General features: G+C 48.6%; 4 protein-coding genes and 2 pseudogenes. All 6 read right to left on the bottom strand.

Features of this window, described 5'->3' with window-relative positions:
* Nucleotides 1–339: 339 nt before the first annotated feature.
* Nucleotides 340–2475, bottom strand: coding sequence for an RICIN domain-containing protein (locus ICC18_RS34140; RefSeq protein ID WP_223193025.1), 2136 nt, complete (start codon nt 2473–2475; stop codon nt 340–342).
* 184 nt (nt 2476–2659) lie between these two features.
* Nucleotides 2660–3259: pseudogene (locus ICC18_RS35025) on the bottom strand (chitinase N-terminal domain-containing protein); the annotation flags it as partial.
* 969 nt (nt 3260–4228) lie between these two features.
* Nucleotides 4229–6067: pseudogene (locus ICC18_RS35020) on the bottom strand (LamG-like jellyroll fold domain-containing protein); the annotation flags it as partial.
* A 4341-nt stretch (nt 6068–10408) separates the two neighbouring features.
* Nucleotides 10409–10759, bottom strand: a complete 351-nt coding sequence (locus tag ICC18_RS34135; RefSeq protein ID WP_223193024.1) for a DUF3502 domain-containing protein — start codon at nt 10757–10759, stop codon at nt 10409–10411.
* A gap of 215 nt (nt 10760–10974) precedes the next feature.
* The gene (locus ICC18_RS30960; protein WP_188178277.1) at nt 10975–11397 is read right to left on the bottom strand and encodes a hypothetical protein; all 423 of its coding nucleotides are present in this window, start codon (nt 11395–11397) and stop codon (nt 10975–10977) included.
* A 165-nt stretch (nt 11398–11562) separates the two neighbouring features.
* Entirely contained in the window at nt 11563–18366 is a 6804-nt protein-coding gene (locus tag ICC18_RS30955) for an OmpL47-type beta-barrel domain-containing protein (protein WP_188178276.1), read from the bottom strand.
* Nucleotides 18367–18510: the final 144 nt, after the last annotated feature.

Genomic DNA, 18510 nt, shown 5'->3' with positions numbered 1-18510 from the left:
TTTCAGTATGCACAAAAATAGCGCTTGCAGACTACTTTAATATATAACGAACACCGTGATCGAACTCTTTCAAACACTGCAATCGTGCATGATTCCTATGATTTTAGGAAATGAGGCCAACCTTGATTCCGTTTTTTTGCCGGCCTCTTTGACAGCGTATACTGCAGAGGCGTTTGCCGGATTCATGTGTTTTGCATCTCCTTTCGGAAATTGTGTTGTTGGCCAATTTGTGCAATGTATTAAGGTACAAGGGCTGGCATCTCTGGTATTCGCTCTAGGGTTATATGGTTTTCGGCGCTTTATCCATGTGCGAACTTCACTGGATTTCAGTCCGTATACTTAGTTTACGACCTGCCATCTTTGGTTGGCGCTGCCTCCTCCTCCATACTGGCCTAGGTCCCCCCCGTTGGTTGTACGGCCCATCCCATCCAGATATAACCCCGTTGCGCGGTTTCGGATCCGCACATTGTTGCCGTCTATCGTAACGGACCATTGCTGATTTGTGCTGGTGCTGAGGCTCCATTGTCCGGCGGCGGAGCCGTTGGCAGTGCGGCCCATGCCATCCAAGTATAGTCCGGTTGCGACATTTTTAATACGGACATAGCTCCCGTCAGTTTCCTCAATCCACCGTTGATTATTGCTGGTGCTGGAGCTCCATTGTCCTGCAGCGGAGCCGTTGGAAGTACGGCCCATCCCATCGATATACAAGCCGGTGCCGGCATTGTTGAATCTGACCGAAGCAGTCCCAGAAGTTCCTCCCGTAGCCGCAGATACCGCAGAAGATTTCGATCCTCCGGCTACTTCTACCTGATAATAATAGGTCGTATCAGGGGTCAAGTTTGTATCGCGATATAATGCCGCTGCAGTGGGGGCGCTGCTAACCTTTGTAAAAGTGCCATTCGGATCTGTGGACCGGTAGATGTTATACCCTAGCGCGCCCGGCACACCCGCCCAGCTTACGTAGATCGTATTCGCACCCGCCGCCGTTGCCGTCAATCCCGTTATAGAGCCTAACGTGATCTTGTTGCTCAAGCCGACCGTCTTGGCCGCATCGGGCGTGTACAGCAGCATGAAAAGCGGATAATCCTTTCCCGCAACCTCCGGCATTCTCGTTACATAAGTATAGGCTACATATTTGTATTTCTCTTGGGTCATATCCCGATTTTCGATATATTTGTAATAGTTATATAAAACACTGTAGAACGCATCGATTCTGCCTCTGCCGTCTGCGTTGATCGTGTCGAAATATTGAATGGTACTGCTTTGATTGGCCCATGCGGGCGTCCATAACACATCGTAACCCAGATGATACTTGAGCAGATATGTCGTTCCTGCCAGCAGCCGGTCGTCCAGGAAGTTGAACACATTCACCGCATTGGAGGCTGTAGACCTCACTCCGGTTACCGGGTCAACCTTCGTGCCTTGGGCATAGATGGTCTGCGCCAAAGTAGACAGTCCGGCAACATCCGCATAGGAATGCCCCACATCGCGCCCCATTTCGATGGCCTGCACATGGTAGTCCGCCGGATTCAATGCCGCTCCTGTTCGCTCATTAGTCGTCATCCACCGCATCTGATGCTTAATGGAACCGTTTCTTCCCCCTTGATCGCCTGCGGCATTTACAGTCGCAGCTTCTACAGCCTCATCGTAAAGCTGCAGATTATTGGTGAAGATCGCTCTTCCCATCGCTCCCATGACCGTAAACTGATGCTGATTCATAAAAAAGGAATGAGCGTTATAAGTGACGGAAACGATGTCCATGAGATGGGTAAGATTCGCTGTATCCGTAGCCGTCCATTTCAAACTCGCTGTAGGTGTATCGGAATAGCGCAGGATTTCTGCCGCTGCCGAGAAAAAATAACTCATTGTAGCAAAACGGAATTGCCAATGTTGAACGCAATCCTCTGCGGCAGAATAACTTCTAATGATTTTCATAGCGTTGGCGCGATACGTTTCATCGCCGGTAATATACCACATTATCGCCTGCATGAAAGCGGTTTCGGAATCGGTGTTGGCACGTGCTCCTACATATTCGCTGGGGTTATCGTATGTGACAGTGGGTCTCTCGGGGTCGGTAAACTTCCAAGGACCTTGAATGTGCTTGAAGATATAAACATTTTCATAATAGATTCTTGGTGTTTTACTGGATTGGGAGTCGGCGGCAAAGGCATTAAACGCCGTATTCCAAGGCTCATCCCCCGCTCTTACGTGATCGCGCATGTTGTCCAAATCCGTCTGACTCATTGCAATGCCAGGATGGTGAATGGTTCCCGTTACCGTGTTCCCGGAGGAATTGGTATAGGACACATTTGCAGACGTACTTACTACCTGCGGCTTATAAGAAGTAATCAGCGGCGAAATCGCCGCTTTTGCCGTTTGGCTTCCGATCCCGAGGAAACTCGTCATCGCCAACGCCAAACAAAGAATGCCGAAAACAATCCTGTGGGAGCGACTTTTCTTCTTGAAAAGATTCATGTCATTATCCTCCTTTTTTAATTACATACAATGCAAATATTTGCTGGCTTCTTAAGAGACAAGTCCGCCCTGATTTGCCCGTTTGCCCTCACCCTCTCTTTCAATTCTCAAGAAGCGAAGCCCCCAATTTAGAACGAAGATTCGATTGGGGGCTTCGATGATTATTTGCAGGTTAACTCGTTTATCAACCTTCTTGCTCCTTGATGTTAATCGTGATCGTCTCGCTGCTCATCTCGCCCGCCGCATTGACCAGTACGGCACGGTACTCGTATACGCCCGGAGCTCTGCCGGAGATGCTCGTTGCCGCCTTCTGGGTCTTCGGAGTCGCTTCGGTCAGCGTCTGCGAATCGATCAAAGTCCCGTTCTCGTACAGGCGGTATTCGGAACCGTTCGTTCCCCACCACATATTCATCGTAACCACGTAATTCCCGTCGCCATCCCAGTTGTCATGGGACAATACCGGTTTGCCCGGCTCGGCATCGGTAACGGTGACGACAAACGGGTCACATGCCGCAAGGCCGAAAACGTTCGTCAGCTCGCAGGTGTACGTATACGTTCCGTTCGCTTTGCCCGTAATATCGGTCTTCACGGTTTGCGCCTTCGGCGAGTCGTCCGTCAACGTCTGCGTATGGATCAACTCACCATTCTCATACAGCTTGAACTCGGTGCCGTTGTTCCCCCACCACAGGTTCATCGTGACGGTATAGCTGCCGTCCTTCAGTCCCGTATCGTGACCGTTGTTGTCAGAGAGGACCGGTTTTCCCGGTGCCCCTCCCGCCAGCGGCGTCTCATCGTGCAGCCACTGCGCCCAGCGGATCAGCACGGCCGCCTGCTCGCCGCTCAGCTTTTTCCCGCTCTGAGCATTCACTTCATGGATAAATGCCTGCAGCATATTGCGCGCTTCCTCACCCTTGCCTGCAGCGGCTTTTGCTTTGGCGTCCGCCAGCTTCTGCTGAAGGGATGCTGCCATGCCCTGCCATCCTGATGCACCGGTTTCCTGCGAGAAGGTACCGGTCAGCGCAGACAGACTATCGAACGTCGCAACCACACTGTATGAATGCTCGGCCGACCCGCTGTGACCAGCGGCATCTTGCGCTTCCGCCGTTACGGTATGCACGCCCGGCTCAAGCGTATACGCCTTAACATCTACGATCGGTGCGCCGCACGGCGAGTAAGTGACGCCGGATACCGTGTCAACTGCGCTGCACGTGATGCGGATCGCTTGATCTATGGTATACGAAGCTTCGCCGGCAATCGTAACTTGCGGCGCAGTCGGATCCAGCTTCGCATCCACCGACTTCGGATAAACCGCATCGGTTACGGTTGCCGGACGATACAGCATTTGGTTCGTGCCTTCCCGGCTCAGCATAACAGGCGCGTCATAGGCGAACCAGCTGCTGCCGCCGTCCACGCTGTATTGCACATTGCCGTATGCCGACAACGTCACCGTGACCGGCGCCGTGTACCAACCGTTCAGGCCGTTCGGTTCGGAAGGATTGAGCGCCGCCGTGATCTTGATCTCCAGTGCTTCCAGCGCTTGCTTCAGAAGTGCAGCTGCCGCATCAATCTCTTCCTGGGTTGCAGCGGCATTCCCGCGCACTAGCTCCGCTTCGGAGACCGCCGTCTGCAGGACCTCTACACTTTCGTCGGTATAATGTTCGGGATTAATTGCAGCAGCTTCCTCCAGCAGAACCTCAAGCAAGCTGGTGTCGATCCATTTCGCAGTGTTGTTGTAAACGGCCTGGATTTCTGCCCCGCTCATGGCGTAATTGAAAATGCGGAACTCGTCGATCATCCCATTGAACAACGGATCGTTAAACTGGCTTTTGCCGATGTAATTTACGCCCGGCTTGAAATCGCTCGGCTTGATTGTGACATTGGTGTTCGTAGCCTTTAGTTCGCCGTTCACATACAGCTTCGCCGTTTTGCCCCCAAGCGTAACCGCCACATGCACCCATTGATTCAACGGCAGCGCTGCGGTCTGCACACTCTGCTCTCCGCCGCCGTTCTTGATCGCGAAACGCAGCGTACCGCTGCCTGATTTCGGCGAAAGGAACATAAACTGATTCGTATTGTTGCCGAAGTCGAATATTCGTTGCCAGTTGCCGCCGCCTCGCCAATTTACCCAGGTTGCCACGGTGATCGCGTCGTAACCGGAAAGTGCATGTTCTTTCGGCAAGGTCATGTAGCCGTCCGTACCATTCAAATTGACAGCTTTACCTATCTTGCCATCAGAGTAACCAACGTTTCCTTGGGCAGTTCCGTCATGTTTGCCAAATGCATTCACCGTGTTGCCCTCGAATGGATAATGCGACAACGGCACTTGATCAAGTGAAGCTTCCACCTGTTCAAGCTCGGCAGCAAGCTGTGCCTTGTCTGCTCCCGGTTTCGCCATTTCCGCTTCGATCCGCGCCACTTTCTTCAGGTACAGGTAGTGGCTGCCCTGCGTATAACCTTTAGACGGAATCACATTCAGCTTGACATTGAAATCTACGGTTTGGCTGACCTCGAAGCTTCCATTGCTGACCTTAAAGATCACCGGATGGCTGCCATAGTCCGCATGCCCCGGCGTCCAGGAGAGCACGCCCGCCGCTGCGTCGAAGGATGCGCCCGTCGGCAGATTCTCCACGCTGTAAGTCACTTTCGTGACTGAAGGATCGGATGCCGGCACCTGGTAGGTGAGCAGCTTCTTCGCCGTCACTTCCACAACCGGCTCAGCAGTGATTACCGGTAATCCTTTTACCGTAATCTGAACGTTTCTGGAGGTGGACAATGCTCCGGATTTGACGGTAAAGACGACCGTATGCACACCGCCCTGCTCTTTGCCCGGCGTCCAATTGAATGTGCGCGTTCCTGCGTTGAAGGAAGCTCCTTCCGGCAGATTGGCCGCCTCGTACTGCACGCCGTCCATGCCCTTCATTTCTTTAACTGTAAATGTCAGTTGCTGTTCTGCAATGACGAATTTGTGGCCGATCGGAGCAAGCACCGGCAGCCCTTCGATATACTCCAGCCCTTCGAGCGCCTCCAGCAGGCTTACCGCCGCCGCATCGATCACCGCCTGAGTTGCACCGGCATTACCTGCCACCGACTCTGCGTTCACATGTGCCGTTTGGAAAGCTTCAAAGCTTTCGGTTGTGTAATATTCAGCAACAACTTCGGCCGCTTCATCGAGCAATTGAGTGAGCAGCGTCTTGTCAATGCCGATTTCAAGGAACTCGATTTCTTCAAAGTTCACGAAGCCGTTATGATCGTCATAGATCCGAATGTAGCGATATGGCGTCTTATCAGGGTTATGTGCGGAATACCACTCATAAATCAACGCATTCGGAATCTTGTACAGATCGGTCCAATTCACTCCGTCATTCGAGCCCTTGAAGACGGTGCCGTTGACACGGCCTACATGCGTTCTTCTTGGCAGGTAGCGGAACGTATCCACCACTTTTTCGTTTCCTGCGCCAAAGTCCACGTCAACCCAGCTCTCTTTAGACCTGGTGTGGGCAATCGTATCGGGATTTCCATCAAATAAATACCATGCGTTCTGTTCCTCGGAGATTTTATCATTCTGCCAGAACTTCTCAGAGGCCCTGGCCATCGATGGTTGCATCTGAATTTTGGTCAGCAGCGTCCGAACCGAAACGAGCAGCTTCTTCGCTTCGTAGATTTCGTCAATCAGCTGCGCCTCGTCAAATTCAGGCTTCATCATCTCCGCTTTAATACGATCCAATTCCTTATGGAACAGGTAGAAGCTCGCCTTCGTATAGTCGGAAGCCGGCAAGCTCTTCGCATCTTCCAGCACCATCGAAATAGGATCCGCATCAGCGGAAACAGCGGCCGAGAACGGTTGCGGGGAGCCGTCGTCATGAACGGGCAGCACCTTATAATATACCCTGCCATACCGTAAGGCGTCCTGGAATGGCTTCGCTCTTGTACCCGTGAGAACCTCCTCCCAGGAGGAGCCGTCTTCCAGCTCGGTTGTGCCTGCCTTGAATACCGGATCGGTCAAGCTCGCCTCTTCATCATAGGTGCGGTATACGTTGAACCAGGAGGCTTGCTTCGGTTTAGTCCAATGCAAAGTAATTTGATCTTTATCTTTTACGACAAACGGAATCAGACTTTCTCTCGGCATAGCCGATACGGTTACTTCACTGAATGCTGCATCTTCAGACGATAGGAGCCCTATATAATAGGCATATGGGAATAAACTATCTGACTTGGCAATGTATTCCCAATCGACTCCATCTTTTGATACAAAAGCATAGGCCATCTGTGAGTTATGATGCCACAACAGCTTGATATAAGGATAGTCATCGACATGATAGCCTTTAATTTTATGATTCCACGGACTAACAGGTATACCACCATTCCATACTCCAAAGGACACTCGATTACGATCTTGCAGTACCAGGTTCCCTTGGTCATCCGCGCCAAAATATAGATAACGGGAATTTGCAGAAAGCTTTTCCCTTAACATAATACCGCTGAGAGCGCCGCTATTCTGATCAATCCTGGCACTAATAGAGCTATTTCCAATTGCAACCTGATGGACAAAGTGGAAGGAATCATTAATATCTCTTCTATAGATATTAAAATCGTCCCCTACTCCCAGGCCTTTTCCATCCACATTCTGGATTGTAATCCCATCACCATTAACCGTTGCGCTGCCTTGGGTGGTGCCAATGAAGTCCTGTTGCCATGGAGAAGCAAGATTTTTGGATCCGGCATCGCTCAGATCAGCTTTTGCACGCCATGAGTCCCAACCTGATCCATGTTCATTCACGGCTGCCACTTTATAATAATATACTTTCCCATTGACTACATCGGTATCTTTATAGTGATTGCCCGTTAACCCTTCTGCAATCACGGCATACGGACCATGCTCTGTTTCAGAACGTTTGAGGGTATACGTTTGCCCTCCGGCAGTGGTTTTCCATATCACATCCACATATCCATTTCCTTCATTCGCTTTGACAAAATCCACATGATTTGGTTTTGGCGCTGGATCATATTTGGACGATAATTTAAGAACCATTCCTCTTTCAGGTCCAATGGTTACTTTTCCATTGGTTACCGGAATATTGGCTTTGGAAACAAAATCGAAGATCTCATTTCCTGTATAATCGGAAGGCAACTCCACCTCAAAGGTACGTTCATTCTCGTATTCAGGACGAGTAGTATTCATGAGGATGAAATACTCCCCATATCTTGCAGCCATTAAATCTGTTAATGCCCCATAGGGGTGATCGACTTCAAAATTGTCTCGCACCACTTTACCAACCCCTGGCTGATACGCAATAGGCAATATTTCACCTGCCAGGGATTGAGGCGCAAAGCCTTTGGTTGCCGGATCATTTCGCTGGTAAAATAGATCTACATCTTGTTGTCTGATGTGGTAATCTTCATATTGGAACTGATTATTGTGAGCAACCTGTACCACTCGCACATTCTCAGGTGTGACAATATGAAGCTTGCCAGTAGCCGGAACTCCCATATTCAGCCATGCTAAACCCCCGAACATTCTAAAGTCCCCATCTCGCATGGAGATGAATGCATTATCTACATCGATCCATGCAAACTGTTCATATTCCTCCGGATTCACACCCAATGCGGCAATCTCTTCTTCTTTATAATAATCAAAATCGGTCTGTGGAAGCACAACCCCGGCCTTTACATCATTAAATCTGGCATAGTTCTTTCGGGTATTGGTTAAATACTCATAGGTCTCACGCAGATGGAAATCCCTCGCATTCAAATCATCCATTAAGCGATTATCCATCTTCATCTGCTGAACGGCCCCTACGGTATATCTGGCATAGTCCCAATACTTCTCCCATTCAGGACCGCTATAACGTTCCTCGTGATCCGCCATGTACTTTTCTAGATAAGCATAAGACGTGCCATATCCGAGCATTCTGGCGCCATAAGCAGGAGTTCTGGAAGGCATACCCCCATTCCGTTCATCAATAGTGGCATTCATCGCTATGAGTCGTTTGCCCTCATCATCCAGGTCATTGATTCGAGTCCACAGACGAGCATAAAAGTTGTTAAGAGCTTGTTTCAGAAGCTCATCATTGAGTTCTTCATCCCCAGGCTGATTCAAGGTTTTATAGAAGTAATCCAAAATATAATTGGCTACTTCCCCATAAATTCCTACATAGTGATTTTCTCTTGTCAACCCGGCTTTGGTTAGATTTGTATAATGTTCTCCATAAGGCTTGCGTCGTACAACATGTCCATCTTCATCCAATTTGCTTTTTGCAAGCCCTTTGCCGACTATATGTACATAGTCATCTGTAAAGACAGCTGCACTATCATGAGAAAACAAAGAATGATAGAGATCTAATTCTTCCCCATTAGGACCAACCAGTACTTCTTCTCCTAACCATGGTCTTACTCCAAACATTTCATATACAATTTGATGACTGCGCTCTTTCCCTTCATAAAATTCGGACCCAACCATCCTGAGTCCTTCATGAGCCTTCCATGCGCCTTCGTACGTATAGAACACCTGATTCGTAATATAAGATTGTCTGGAACGGGCAAAATCAAAATTCGCTTTCAGCACCCGTTCCCAAGCCATTCTTCGGGTTAATGGTTCACCATTCCACCCTGCGCTGGCAAGAGAAAATTCTCCTTCAACCGTTCCTGTAGCAAAGGGTTGATCCAGAAAGGCATTATAGGCTTCATCCCCTAACACTTCTTCATCAAAGATCAGGGTTTCCGCAAGATACAAAGCCTCTCCCAATTCGCCGTAAAAGCCGCCCCAATCCCCCTGGTGACCTCCACGAAGCACCATTCTTGTATTTCCATAATAGTTTTTCGTATGAACATCAATGGCTTGAAACATACGCATTAACGCTTCACGTTTCGCTTCCGGGGTTTGCATGGGAGATATGTCCTGTTTCAAGACCATGGCATAATACCGAAGAGCATTTGTGTATTTAGCGATATTTAACGTGTTATTCGGATTATTGCCAAGATGGTTATAATGATTCATAAAGGTGTTAATTGGTTCTTGTCTTAACTGTTCAATTCTTGCTTCAATTTCCTCATAGGTATCGCCGGATCGCAGTACGGTCTCCGGTCCCTGATTTTCTTTAAATTTATACCCTTGCACTTCATCTTCTACATCAATATAAGCCTGGGTATGGGTATAACCGGTATAGTACCCCCTTGATCGTTGTTCTACCTTACCAAAGGGATTTGTTGTATTGATTGTGATTTCAACGATTTCCTTCCCTCTCGTTGACTCCAGAGGAAGCACAATCGTGTTGTATATAAATTGATTCGGTGCTCGTTCGCCGCCTATCAGAGCAGCATAATCCCCACCTCTGAAATACCCGATCTGCTCGCCATTGATCACAATTTGCGCTCGAGCTCCCGCAGGCATCGTCTCATCTCCTGCAAACTTTACCGTAAAGTAGTTTTGCAGATACGGGTCCACCTTCATGGAAAAGGTTAAAAAACCTCCTGTATCTGAAGCAGGAATACGCGGCTCAGATACCCTTGCGTTTTCCCCCAAAAAGCCGGTAATAACACTGGTAGACTCCCCCCTGAATTGGTGAGCGCTTTCAGATTCGGCATTGCCGAAATCGATCTTGTCCAAATAACCGTTAGCAGTTTCAGGCTGCGTATCTGAAGTAGCTGCGAATACTCGATTGTTCGCCACGGGGACGAACAATTGCAGCAGCATGACCGCCGCCAGACAGACGGCCAGGGCGCGCACCGCCCAGGTTGCTTTCTTGTTCTGCAAAACCATAATAAATGTCCTCTCCTTACACAAATTTTTTATTGAAGCTTTTTTTCCCAATTTTGCCTCGTATACGCTTGAATTGTCTCACCTCCCTTTAGGATGTCATTACATAAATAGGGACATCAATAGATTGGATTTTGCTAGATCTACTGATGTCCCTATTTTACTTGTTGTATATTCCGACTATTTTACTTCTTTTGAGCGAGGAAGGTATTGATTTGTTTCTTCAATAGCGGTGTTGCATTTGGCAATTTCACTTTTTACAGGCTCTTGATCAAATGTAAATCCTGCCAGTACATGTTTCTTAAATGTATCCGGCTTAAATTGATATTCATAATATTTTTGAACTTGCTCCGGCAACGCAAACAAGTCATTGTTCTCCTGTTTGGAGAAAACCCAATCCAGGCCAGAAACCAAGCTCTGATTTCGCATCTTGCGCCTTGATTTTCGCTTCATTATGATCTCAATATAGGAGCTGGCCATCATGTCGATGCCGTCGCTTACGGTTTTACCGGACGGAATGGATTTTATCAAGCTGCTCTCTTCCCGATGCTTTCAGTATGCACAAAAATGCGCTTGCAGGACACTTTAATATATAACGAACACTGTGATCGAACCCTTTCAAACACTGCAATCGTGCATGATTCCAGTGATTTTTTGAATGTGAAAATGAAAAGAGGAAGGCCCAATGCCTTCCCCTCCTTATTTATCGCCTTTATCAAAATACGCCTGCAAAGAGAGGCATATATTCACCAGGCTTGGGTGTAACTTTGGCAACCCGCGGCGTCACTAGATCGCGGATCGTTACTGTGCGGCAAGGGCAGCGATCTCGCTGGGAGTAAGAGCTCTGGCTCCCAAGGCCCTTGAATGTGCCGGAATATATAAACGTTTTCATAAAGGATTCTTGGCGTTTTACTGGATTGAGAGTCGGCGGCAAAGGCATTAAACGCCGTATTCCAAGGCTCATCCCCTGCTCTTACGTGATCCCGCATATTGTCCAAATCCGCCATGGACATGGCAATGCCCGGATGGTGAAGGATTCCGGAGATCGTGTTTCCGTTGGCATCCGTATAGGAAACATTGGCATCCGCATTGACTACCTGGGGTTTGTAAGAGGTAATCAGCGGAGAAACAGCCGCTTTCGCTGTCTCGATGCTCCCTATACCGGTCAAGCCCGTCATGGCCAATAGAAGACAAAGAATACTGGATAGTATTTTTTGGAATCGCTTTCCACCTCCTAAGCTTCTACACGCGTCTGATCTTGCAAAAAAATCAGTAACGAAGAACATTCTAACAGAGGAAGGCGCTAAGGCCTTCCTCCGATAAAATGGTTCTAATTAATGAATGCCGGATTGATCATGAGGCACCGTTACGGTTGCCGTTACTACCGTTTTGTTGCCCGCTTTATCGGTAGCCGTGTACGTGATGGTGTAATTGCTTCCTTTTTCTGCACGCACGCTGAATGAAGTGGCGGCTGTGCCGAAATTCGCCTGAATGTCGCCGCCTCTGCCGCTATCCGGCAGATTGCTGGTAATGGAGGTCAACACCACCGATTCAATCCCTGAACCGTCGTCGCTCGGAAGCAGAGTGGCATTGATCGGTACCATCATATGATTCGGCGGCCAGATCGACGTCTTGTCCAACTGGACAGATAATACAGGGGCTGTCTTGTCCACTTTGAACTCAATGGTTTTGAGTTGTTCCACATTGCCGGCTTCATCCGTACTGCGGTAACCCAGCTTATAAGCTCCATCACCAAAGGCAGGAATGGAACCGGTGTAAATGATCCATGCACCGTCATTCACTTGATATTCCGTTTTCACCGCTCCTCCATATACACTAGCGTAAACGGATAAGCTTACGGTTACATCCGACGTATACCAGCTGTTCTTGCCGGTAGGCTGAGCAGGGCTTAATGCTGCCGTGGTGACAGGAGCAATCTTCCAAATGTTGCTTACAACGGCGCTGGTTACATTCGATACATTGCCTACAGCGTCCGTTCCTCTTGCATATACCGTATCATTCTCTTGAACAACAACGGGCTCCGTATAAGCTGCCCACAGGCCGCTATCGCCCACTTTATACTCTTTCACCGCCGCATCGTCCGGATAGGTGATCGTTACGGTGACACCTTGATTGGTCGGAGCTGTGGTATCTACCGCCAAGGTTGCGTCGGTTGGCGGGATTCGGTCGATATTGCCAACCGCATACTGGGTGACGTTGGAAACATTGCCGGCAGCATCCTTCCCTCTTGCATACACCGTGCTGTTTTCGGAGATCACCACAGGAGCACCGTACGCGGTCCAAACGCCGTTTTCGCCTACCTTGTACTCCTTCACTGCAGCATCGACCGGATAGCTGATCGTTACAGTAACATCCTGATTAGTCGGCTCCGTAATGTCGGCAGACAATACGGCGTCCGCAGGCGGCGTCCTGTCGATATTGCTTACGGTATAGCTGGTTACATTCGAAACATTGCCTGCAATGTCCTTGCTCCGTGCAAAGACGGTAACATTGTCGGATACGGTCACAGGTGAAGCATACGCTGTCCATGTGCCGTTATCTCCTACTTTGTACTCTTTGACCGCCACGTTGTCCGGGTAGCTGATCGTCAAGGTGACATTGCCGTTGGTCGGACCTGTAATGTCAGCTGTCAAGATGGCGTCCGAAGGTGCTGTCTTGTAAATGTTGCTGACCGTGTAGCTCGCTACGTCCGAGACATTGCCCGCAGCATCCGCACTTCTTGCATACACCGTTACGTTTTCGGAAACCGTTACCGGACCCGTGTACGCTGTCCATTCGCTGTTATCGCCAACTTTGTACTCCGTCAGCACTACGTCATTCGGATAGTAGATTGTTACAGTAACATCTTTGTTGGTCGGCACTGTAATATCCGCATACAAGCCGGCCACAACCGGAGCAGTCTTATCGAGGTTTACGGTGACCGTATGCTGCTGCTCCACATTGCCGGCCCAGTCTACGCTCCAATACACTAACGTATGCGTTCCATAGGTGGTCAATGTAACCGTGTTCCCTGTTTGCTGCGCGCCGCCGTCTACTTTGTAGTAGGTGGCCGCAACGCCGGAGTTTTCATCAGTGGCAGTGAGGTTAACCGTCGTATCCTTGTTCACTGATCCCTGGGGCGCATCATCCGTTGTAACCGGAGGCGTCACGTCCGCCGGTTTCACTGCCCCGTGGAATCTCACTTCATTCACATTTCCAAACCAAGTGTTTGGGTTGACAATTTTGATGTAACGGTACGGCACTTTACTGCTGACCTCCAAGGTTTGCCAATCCCGTGTGGCTACCGCCGCTTTGGTGAGAGTCGTCCAAGTCGTATTATCGTTGGATCCTTGGATCACTGCACCATTGATTCTTGCATAATTTTGATCTTGTCTTGCGAGCAGCTCTACACTCGTAAGCGCAGCTTGATTGCCTGCTTTAAAGTCAAAGATAATGTAGCTTCCCGTTCCGGAGTTGTTGCTTCCAATACGGAAGTCGGAACCCGAAGTTGCGTTGCTGTCAAACAAGTAATTTACCTGCTGTAAGGTTTGCGCAGCAGTCCTTCCTGAGGTTGAATCAATCAAATTGGTGATGCTGGTGACATTTTTAATCACATCCGACTCATCAACAAGGTAAAGAGCAGTGTTGTCTGTTGTTTGAGTGGCTGGATACCCTGCCGTTCCATCTTGTTTAATGTAATTCACGGTGAATTTCACCGGCCCTGAAGCCACGCCTTGATTCAAGGTGGCCGTAGCCTTCCAGTTGATATTGTCTGTGGAAGATACGGTTGCATCTTGGCCTTGAATCGCGACTTTTACGTCTTTAATGGGCTCTTTGGCTACAATCGCTACATTAACTGTGTTGCCTGGCACGATCCTGTTCATGATGCTTTGAGCCGAACTGATCGAAGCCGATTGGATTTTGGTCACAGATTCAACGTTTCCATGGAATCTCACCTCGGCCATATTGCCAAACCATGCATTGCCATTGTAAATTCGGATATAACGATACGGGACATTGCCGCTGACCGTCAAGGTCTGCCAATCCGGTGCAGATACCGCCGCTGCAGTGAGATTTGTCCAGGTCGTATTATCGTTGGAGCCCTGAACCACTGCACCGTTTAGTCGAGCAACTTGATCTTGTCTTGCAAGCAGTTCTACATTCGAAAGCGTAACTAGATTGCCTTCCTTAAAGTCAAAGGTGATATAGCTTCCGGAGCCGGAGTTGTTGCTTCCAATACGGAAGTCGGAACTCGTACTTGCATTGTTGTCAAACAGATAATTCACCTGTTGCAGTGTCGTTGCTGACGTTCTTCCTGCAGTAGAGTCCATTAAATTGGCGATACTAGTCACATTTTTAATCACATCCGACTCGTCTACAAGGATCAGAGTGGAGTTATCTGTAGTAGAGTGAATAGGGAATCCGACTGCTCCATCTTGCTGGTTGTAAGTGATGGCGAAATTTACTGTGCCTGTTGCTGCGCCTTGATTCAAGGTCGCCTCTGCGTTCCAGTTGATATTGTCCGCAGAAGTAACCGTCGCGGCTTGACCTTGGATTGTGACCTTGACATTATTGATCGCTTCTTTGGAAGTGAAGGTCAATTTGGCCGTGTTACCTGGAACAATCCTGCTTTTGACGCTCTGAGCCGAACTGATCGAAGACGACGCGATCTTACTCAGGGACTTCACAACGCCATGTAGTCTTACTTCCGCCATATTGCCGAACCACGTATTCGCATTGTAAATTCGGATATAACGGTACCCTTTCGTATCGCTAACCTTCAACATTTGCCAATCCGCTGTAGATGCAGCTCCTTTGGTGAGGGTCGTCCATGTCGTATTATCGTTGGAGCCTTGAACCACTGCACCGCTTAGTCGAGCAACTTGATCTTGTCTTGCAAGCAGTTCTACATTCGAAAGCGTCACTTGATTGCCTTCCCTGAAGTCAAAGGTCATGTAGCTTCCCGCTCCAGAGCCGTTCAACCGGAACTCGGAAGCCGTACTTGCATTGTTGTCAAATAGATAATTCGCTTGTTTTAACGTATCTGCCGCGCTATAACCAATCAAATTGGCGAGGCTGGCCAGATTCGTAATCAAATCCGAATCATCGGCAGCGAACAGCTTGGAACCATCGGTTGTGCCATACAGGGTATCTCCGTTCGTTCCGTCCTGCTTGGTATAATCGACACTGACTTTCACATCGCCGGTTTGATCTTGTCCGGTCAAAATTGCCGTAGCCGTCCAGTTGATATGGTCCGTCGTACTGACTGTGGCATCCTGGCCTTGAATTTTAACCTTTACGTTTTGGATCGCTTCTTTGGCCGTGATGGATGCTTTAACTGTATTGCCTAGTGCAACCCTGCCGTTAAGAGCCTGATCCGAACTTAAGGAAACCGCTTGAAGCTTGTTGCCGATTTCATGACGCGTTCCATAGATGTCAAAATCGCGCATTTCCAAGAGATTAACCACATTCCCACGAAGAACATCGGGCAGCGGTTTGATCATTTCCAATTTGATATAACGGTATTTCTCATTTTGGTATGCAGGATCTACATCAAGAGTATGATAAGCTTGCGTATACTGGGTGACTCCCGGTGTCAGCCGAGTCCAGTTCATCTTATCATTGGATCCATATACCGTAGAGTTGGCGAGACGATCTACGAAGATATTGCTCTTGAACCCAAACTTGGTAGCTGAAACCTTATAATCGGAACCGAAATCCAGCAAATGATACAAATGCGGCGGTGACCCCTGCGCCAGACCAAACCAAGCGCCGCTCTCCCAATCACCATCATTTACATAAGTGGCATCTTTACCAAAGGTGGACCAAGCAACAAGCTTGGACCAAGGCATGCCGAAATCAGTTAAAGGCGTTACTAATTCCAGACCATCGACTGCAGCCCTTAGAGCTTGCAATTGCATATCGAACTCCACATCGGACGCAGTGTTAATCAGACTCAACGTGTCGTTATAAACCGTGTGGAAATTGTTAAGTGTTGCTTCAATGTATGCTTGGTTACTATCATAGGACGAAGTGATGGCTTGTACTGCAGAAGCACGGTCGCTGCTTACGATAATGTTGATATTTTTGACCGAAACGGTAGTGCCGTCCGTAGCCGTAACGACAACGGAATAGTCTCCGGCCTCTGTAGGCTGCCAGAAAAATGCGCCTGTATGGGTATCAATCGGAAGCCCCTTGGAATTATTCTGAAGCTCATACGCAATTACATCCGTGCTGCTTGCATCCGTAGCAGACAAATCTACATTCACGGTCGCTCCTACATAAGTATAGATCTTCAAATCCGAGCTTCCGGCTTTGAATACCGGGGGTGTCAGATTCGTACCTGCCGCCGCATCAACGGAGTCAATATCGACGGTAACGCCAGGGGCTCCTTTTACCGTCATAAAGACCATATCGCCAAAGCCCCCGGCCAACACTACATATTTCCACTCCCCCTTTGTATCCGGAAGGGTGAAGGTCGAACCCCCCCAATCAATTGTGGTTACGCCATTGGTTCGAATTTTGAATCCAAAGGACCCCGAACCTGCACTTGCAAAGCTGAGAACAGCTATTTTACTTCCTTCTTGAGTTGCATGAAAACGGATGAATCTGGTATCGCCCTCTTGCATCGTAGCCGTATGGTTGTCAAGATTTGTGTACCGGTCTTCCAGATGCAAGGTTTTGCCGCTGGTTTGATCCTGAGGTATAAACTTTGCTGCATCAGCCTCGGCCTCCGGCGGCAAATAGAGCCAGAAGTCATTGCCTGCATCCTTATTGCGCCAGCCATCGGGAGTTGACGGGAGTTTCTTGGTGAAGGCTTCATAATAATACGGTGCAATCTCGGCTACATCTTCATGTTTGACATAAGTATAGTAGGAATAAAAATCCCAGAAGTTAGCCGTCGAAAATCTTCCCCAGTAACCGTGTGCAATTGTATTATAAGTGTCTCTTATATATCCACCCATACCAACGTTATCAGGGTCGCCGCCGGTAATGGCGTATGCCTGCGGTGTCCATGGCGTGTCATAACCTAGCATGAACTGCCAAAAATAGTCGGCTGCCGCCAAAAGTCGATGATTCAGGAACTCCATGATATCCACTGCATTGTCCGCTGTAGACGGGGTTCCGGCTACCGGGTCTACTTTGGTTCCTTGGGCGTGAATCAATCGGGTAATGATGGCCGCGTTGGTTAAGTCGCCGCCGCCATGCGCTTGGTCCCTGCCCATCTCCATATGCTGAACGTGAGGTTCTACCGGCGTTCCTTCCCCGACTATCGTTCCCGGCTTTTGTTCCTCCGTTACCCACCGGAACAGCGCCTTAATAGATCCGTTGAAGCCTTGGTCATTAGCTGTACGGTTAACGGTAAACCATTCCACAGCCTCGTTGTATCTCTCGCGGTTGCCGGTAAAGATGTACCCGGATATGGCTCCAATGAGCGGATAATTATGCTGGTTCATAAAATGGTGTTGGCTATGCAGCAATGTTTCCGTTATCGGAATGATAAGATTATTGGTTAATTTAGCTGTATCTTGATCTGTCCAAGCCAGTGATTCTGTTTGAGTGCTTGTATACCTTAAAATCTCCGCTGCCATGAGCATTCGGTTAAGAGGTATTCCTGCGTGAATATGAGCATCTGAATAGTACTTGTATTTCGCAGGATCCATCTGTTCCCAAATACGGATAATCATCATTGCATTGGCGCGGTATACTTCATCGCCGGTCACATAATACATAACCGCCTGTGCATATGCCTTTATGCTATCTGCAATAAACCTTCCTTGAATACCCTGACTGTCGAAATAATCAGCGCTTGGTGTCTTGCCATCGCCGCTGTTGCTTGACGTAACCGTCTTCGAAGCTTCAGCAGCCGGGAGCAGCATGGTATTAAAATAGTACGTCCAAGGTTGTGCTCCCGCTCTGACCTTCGATCTAACGTTTTCAAGAAGCTCCTTGGTTTGTCCTACACCGGGATGTGTAAACCCGGCTGCATCGGTTACCTGTGTAATCTCTGGCAGATAATTTGTAAAAATCGTGTTTGTTTCCGCTTTCACAGCAACCGGCAAAGCGATTAAAAGTATCTGTGCTATCATTACAATGGCTGTAACCAGGGATAGTACTCTTTTTCCCTTTTGTTTCATCTGTAATCACCCTTTTGTTTAGAAGCTTTGCTTCGTGTGTAGTAAGGCAAACCAGAAAAATAAAGCGTTTTCAATAATCTCCTTTGTTAGATTAAATAAGATGCACATAGCCGGCATCTATCCAGGTTAGAATAGGATAGGAAC

This window comes from Paenibacillus sedimenti, from assembly GCF_014534655.1.
Classification (GTDB): Bacteria; Bacillota; Bacilli; order Paenibacillales; family NBRC-103111; genus Paenibacillus_E; species Paenibacillus_E sedimenti.
The sequence above is the reverse complement of the archived record's forward strand: the minus strand, read 5'-3'. Positions and strand labels throughout refer to the sequence as shown.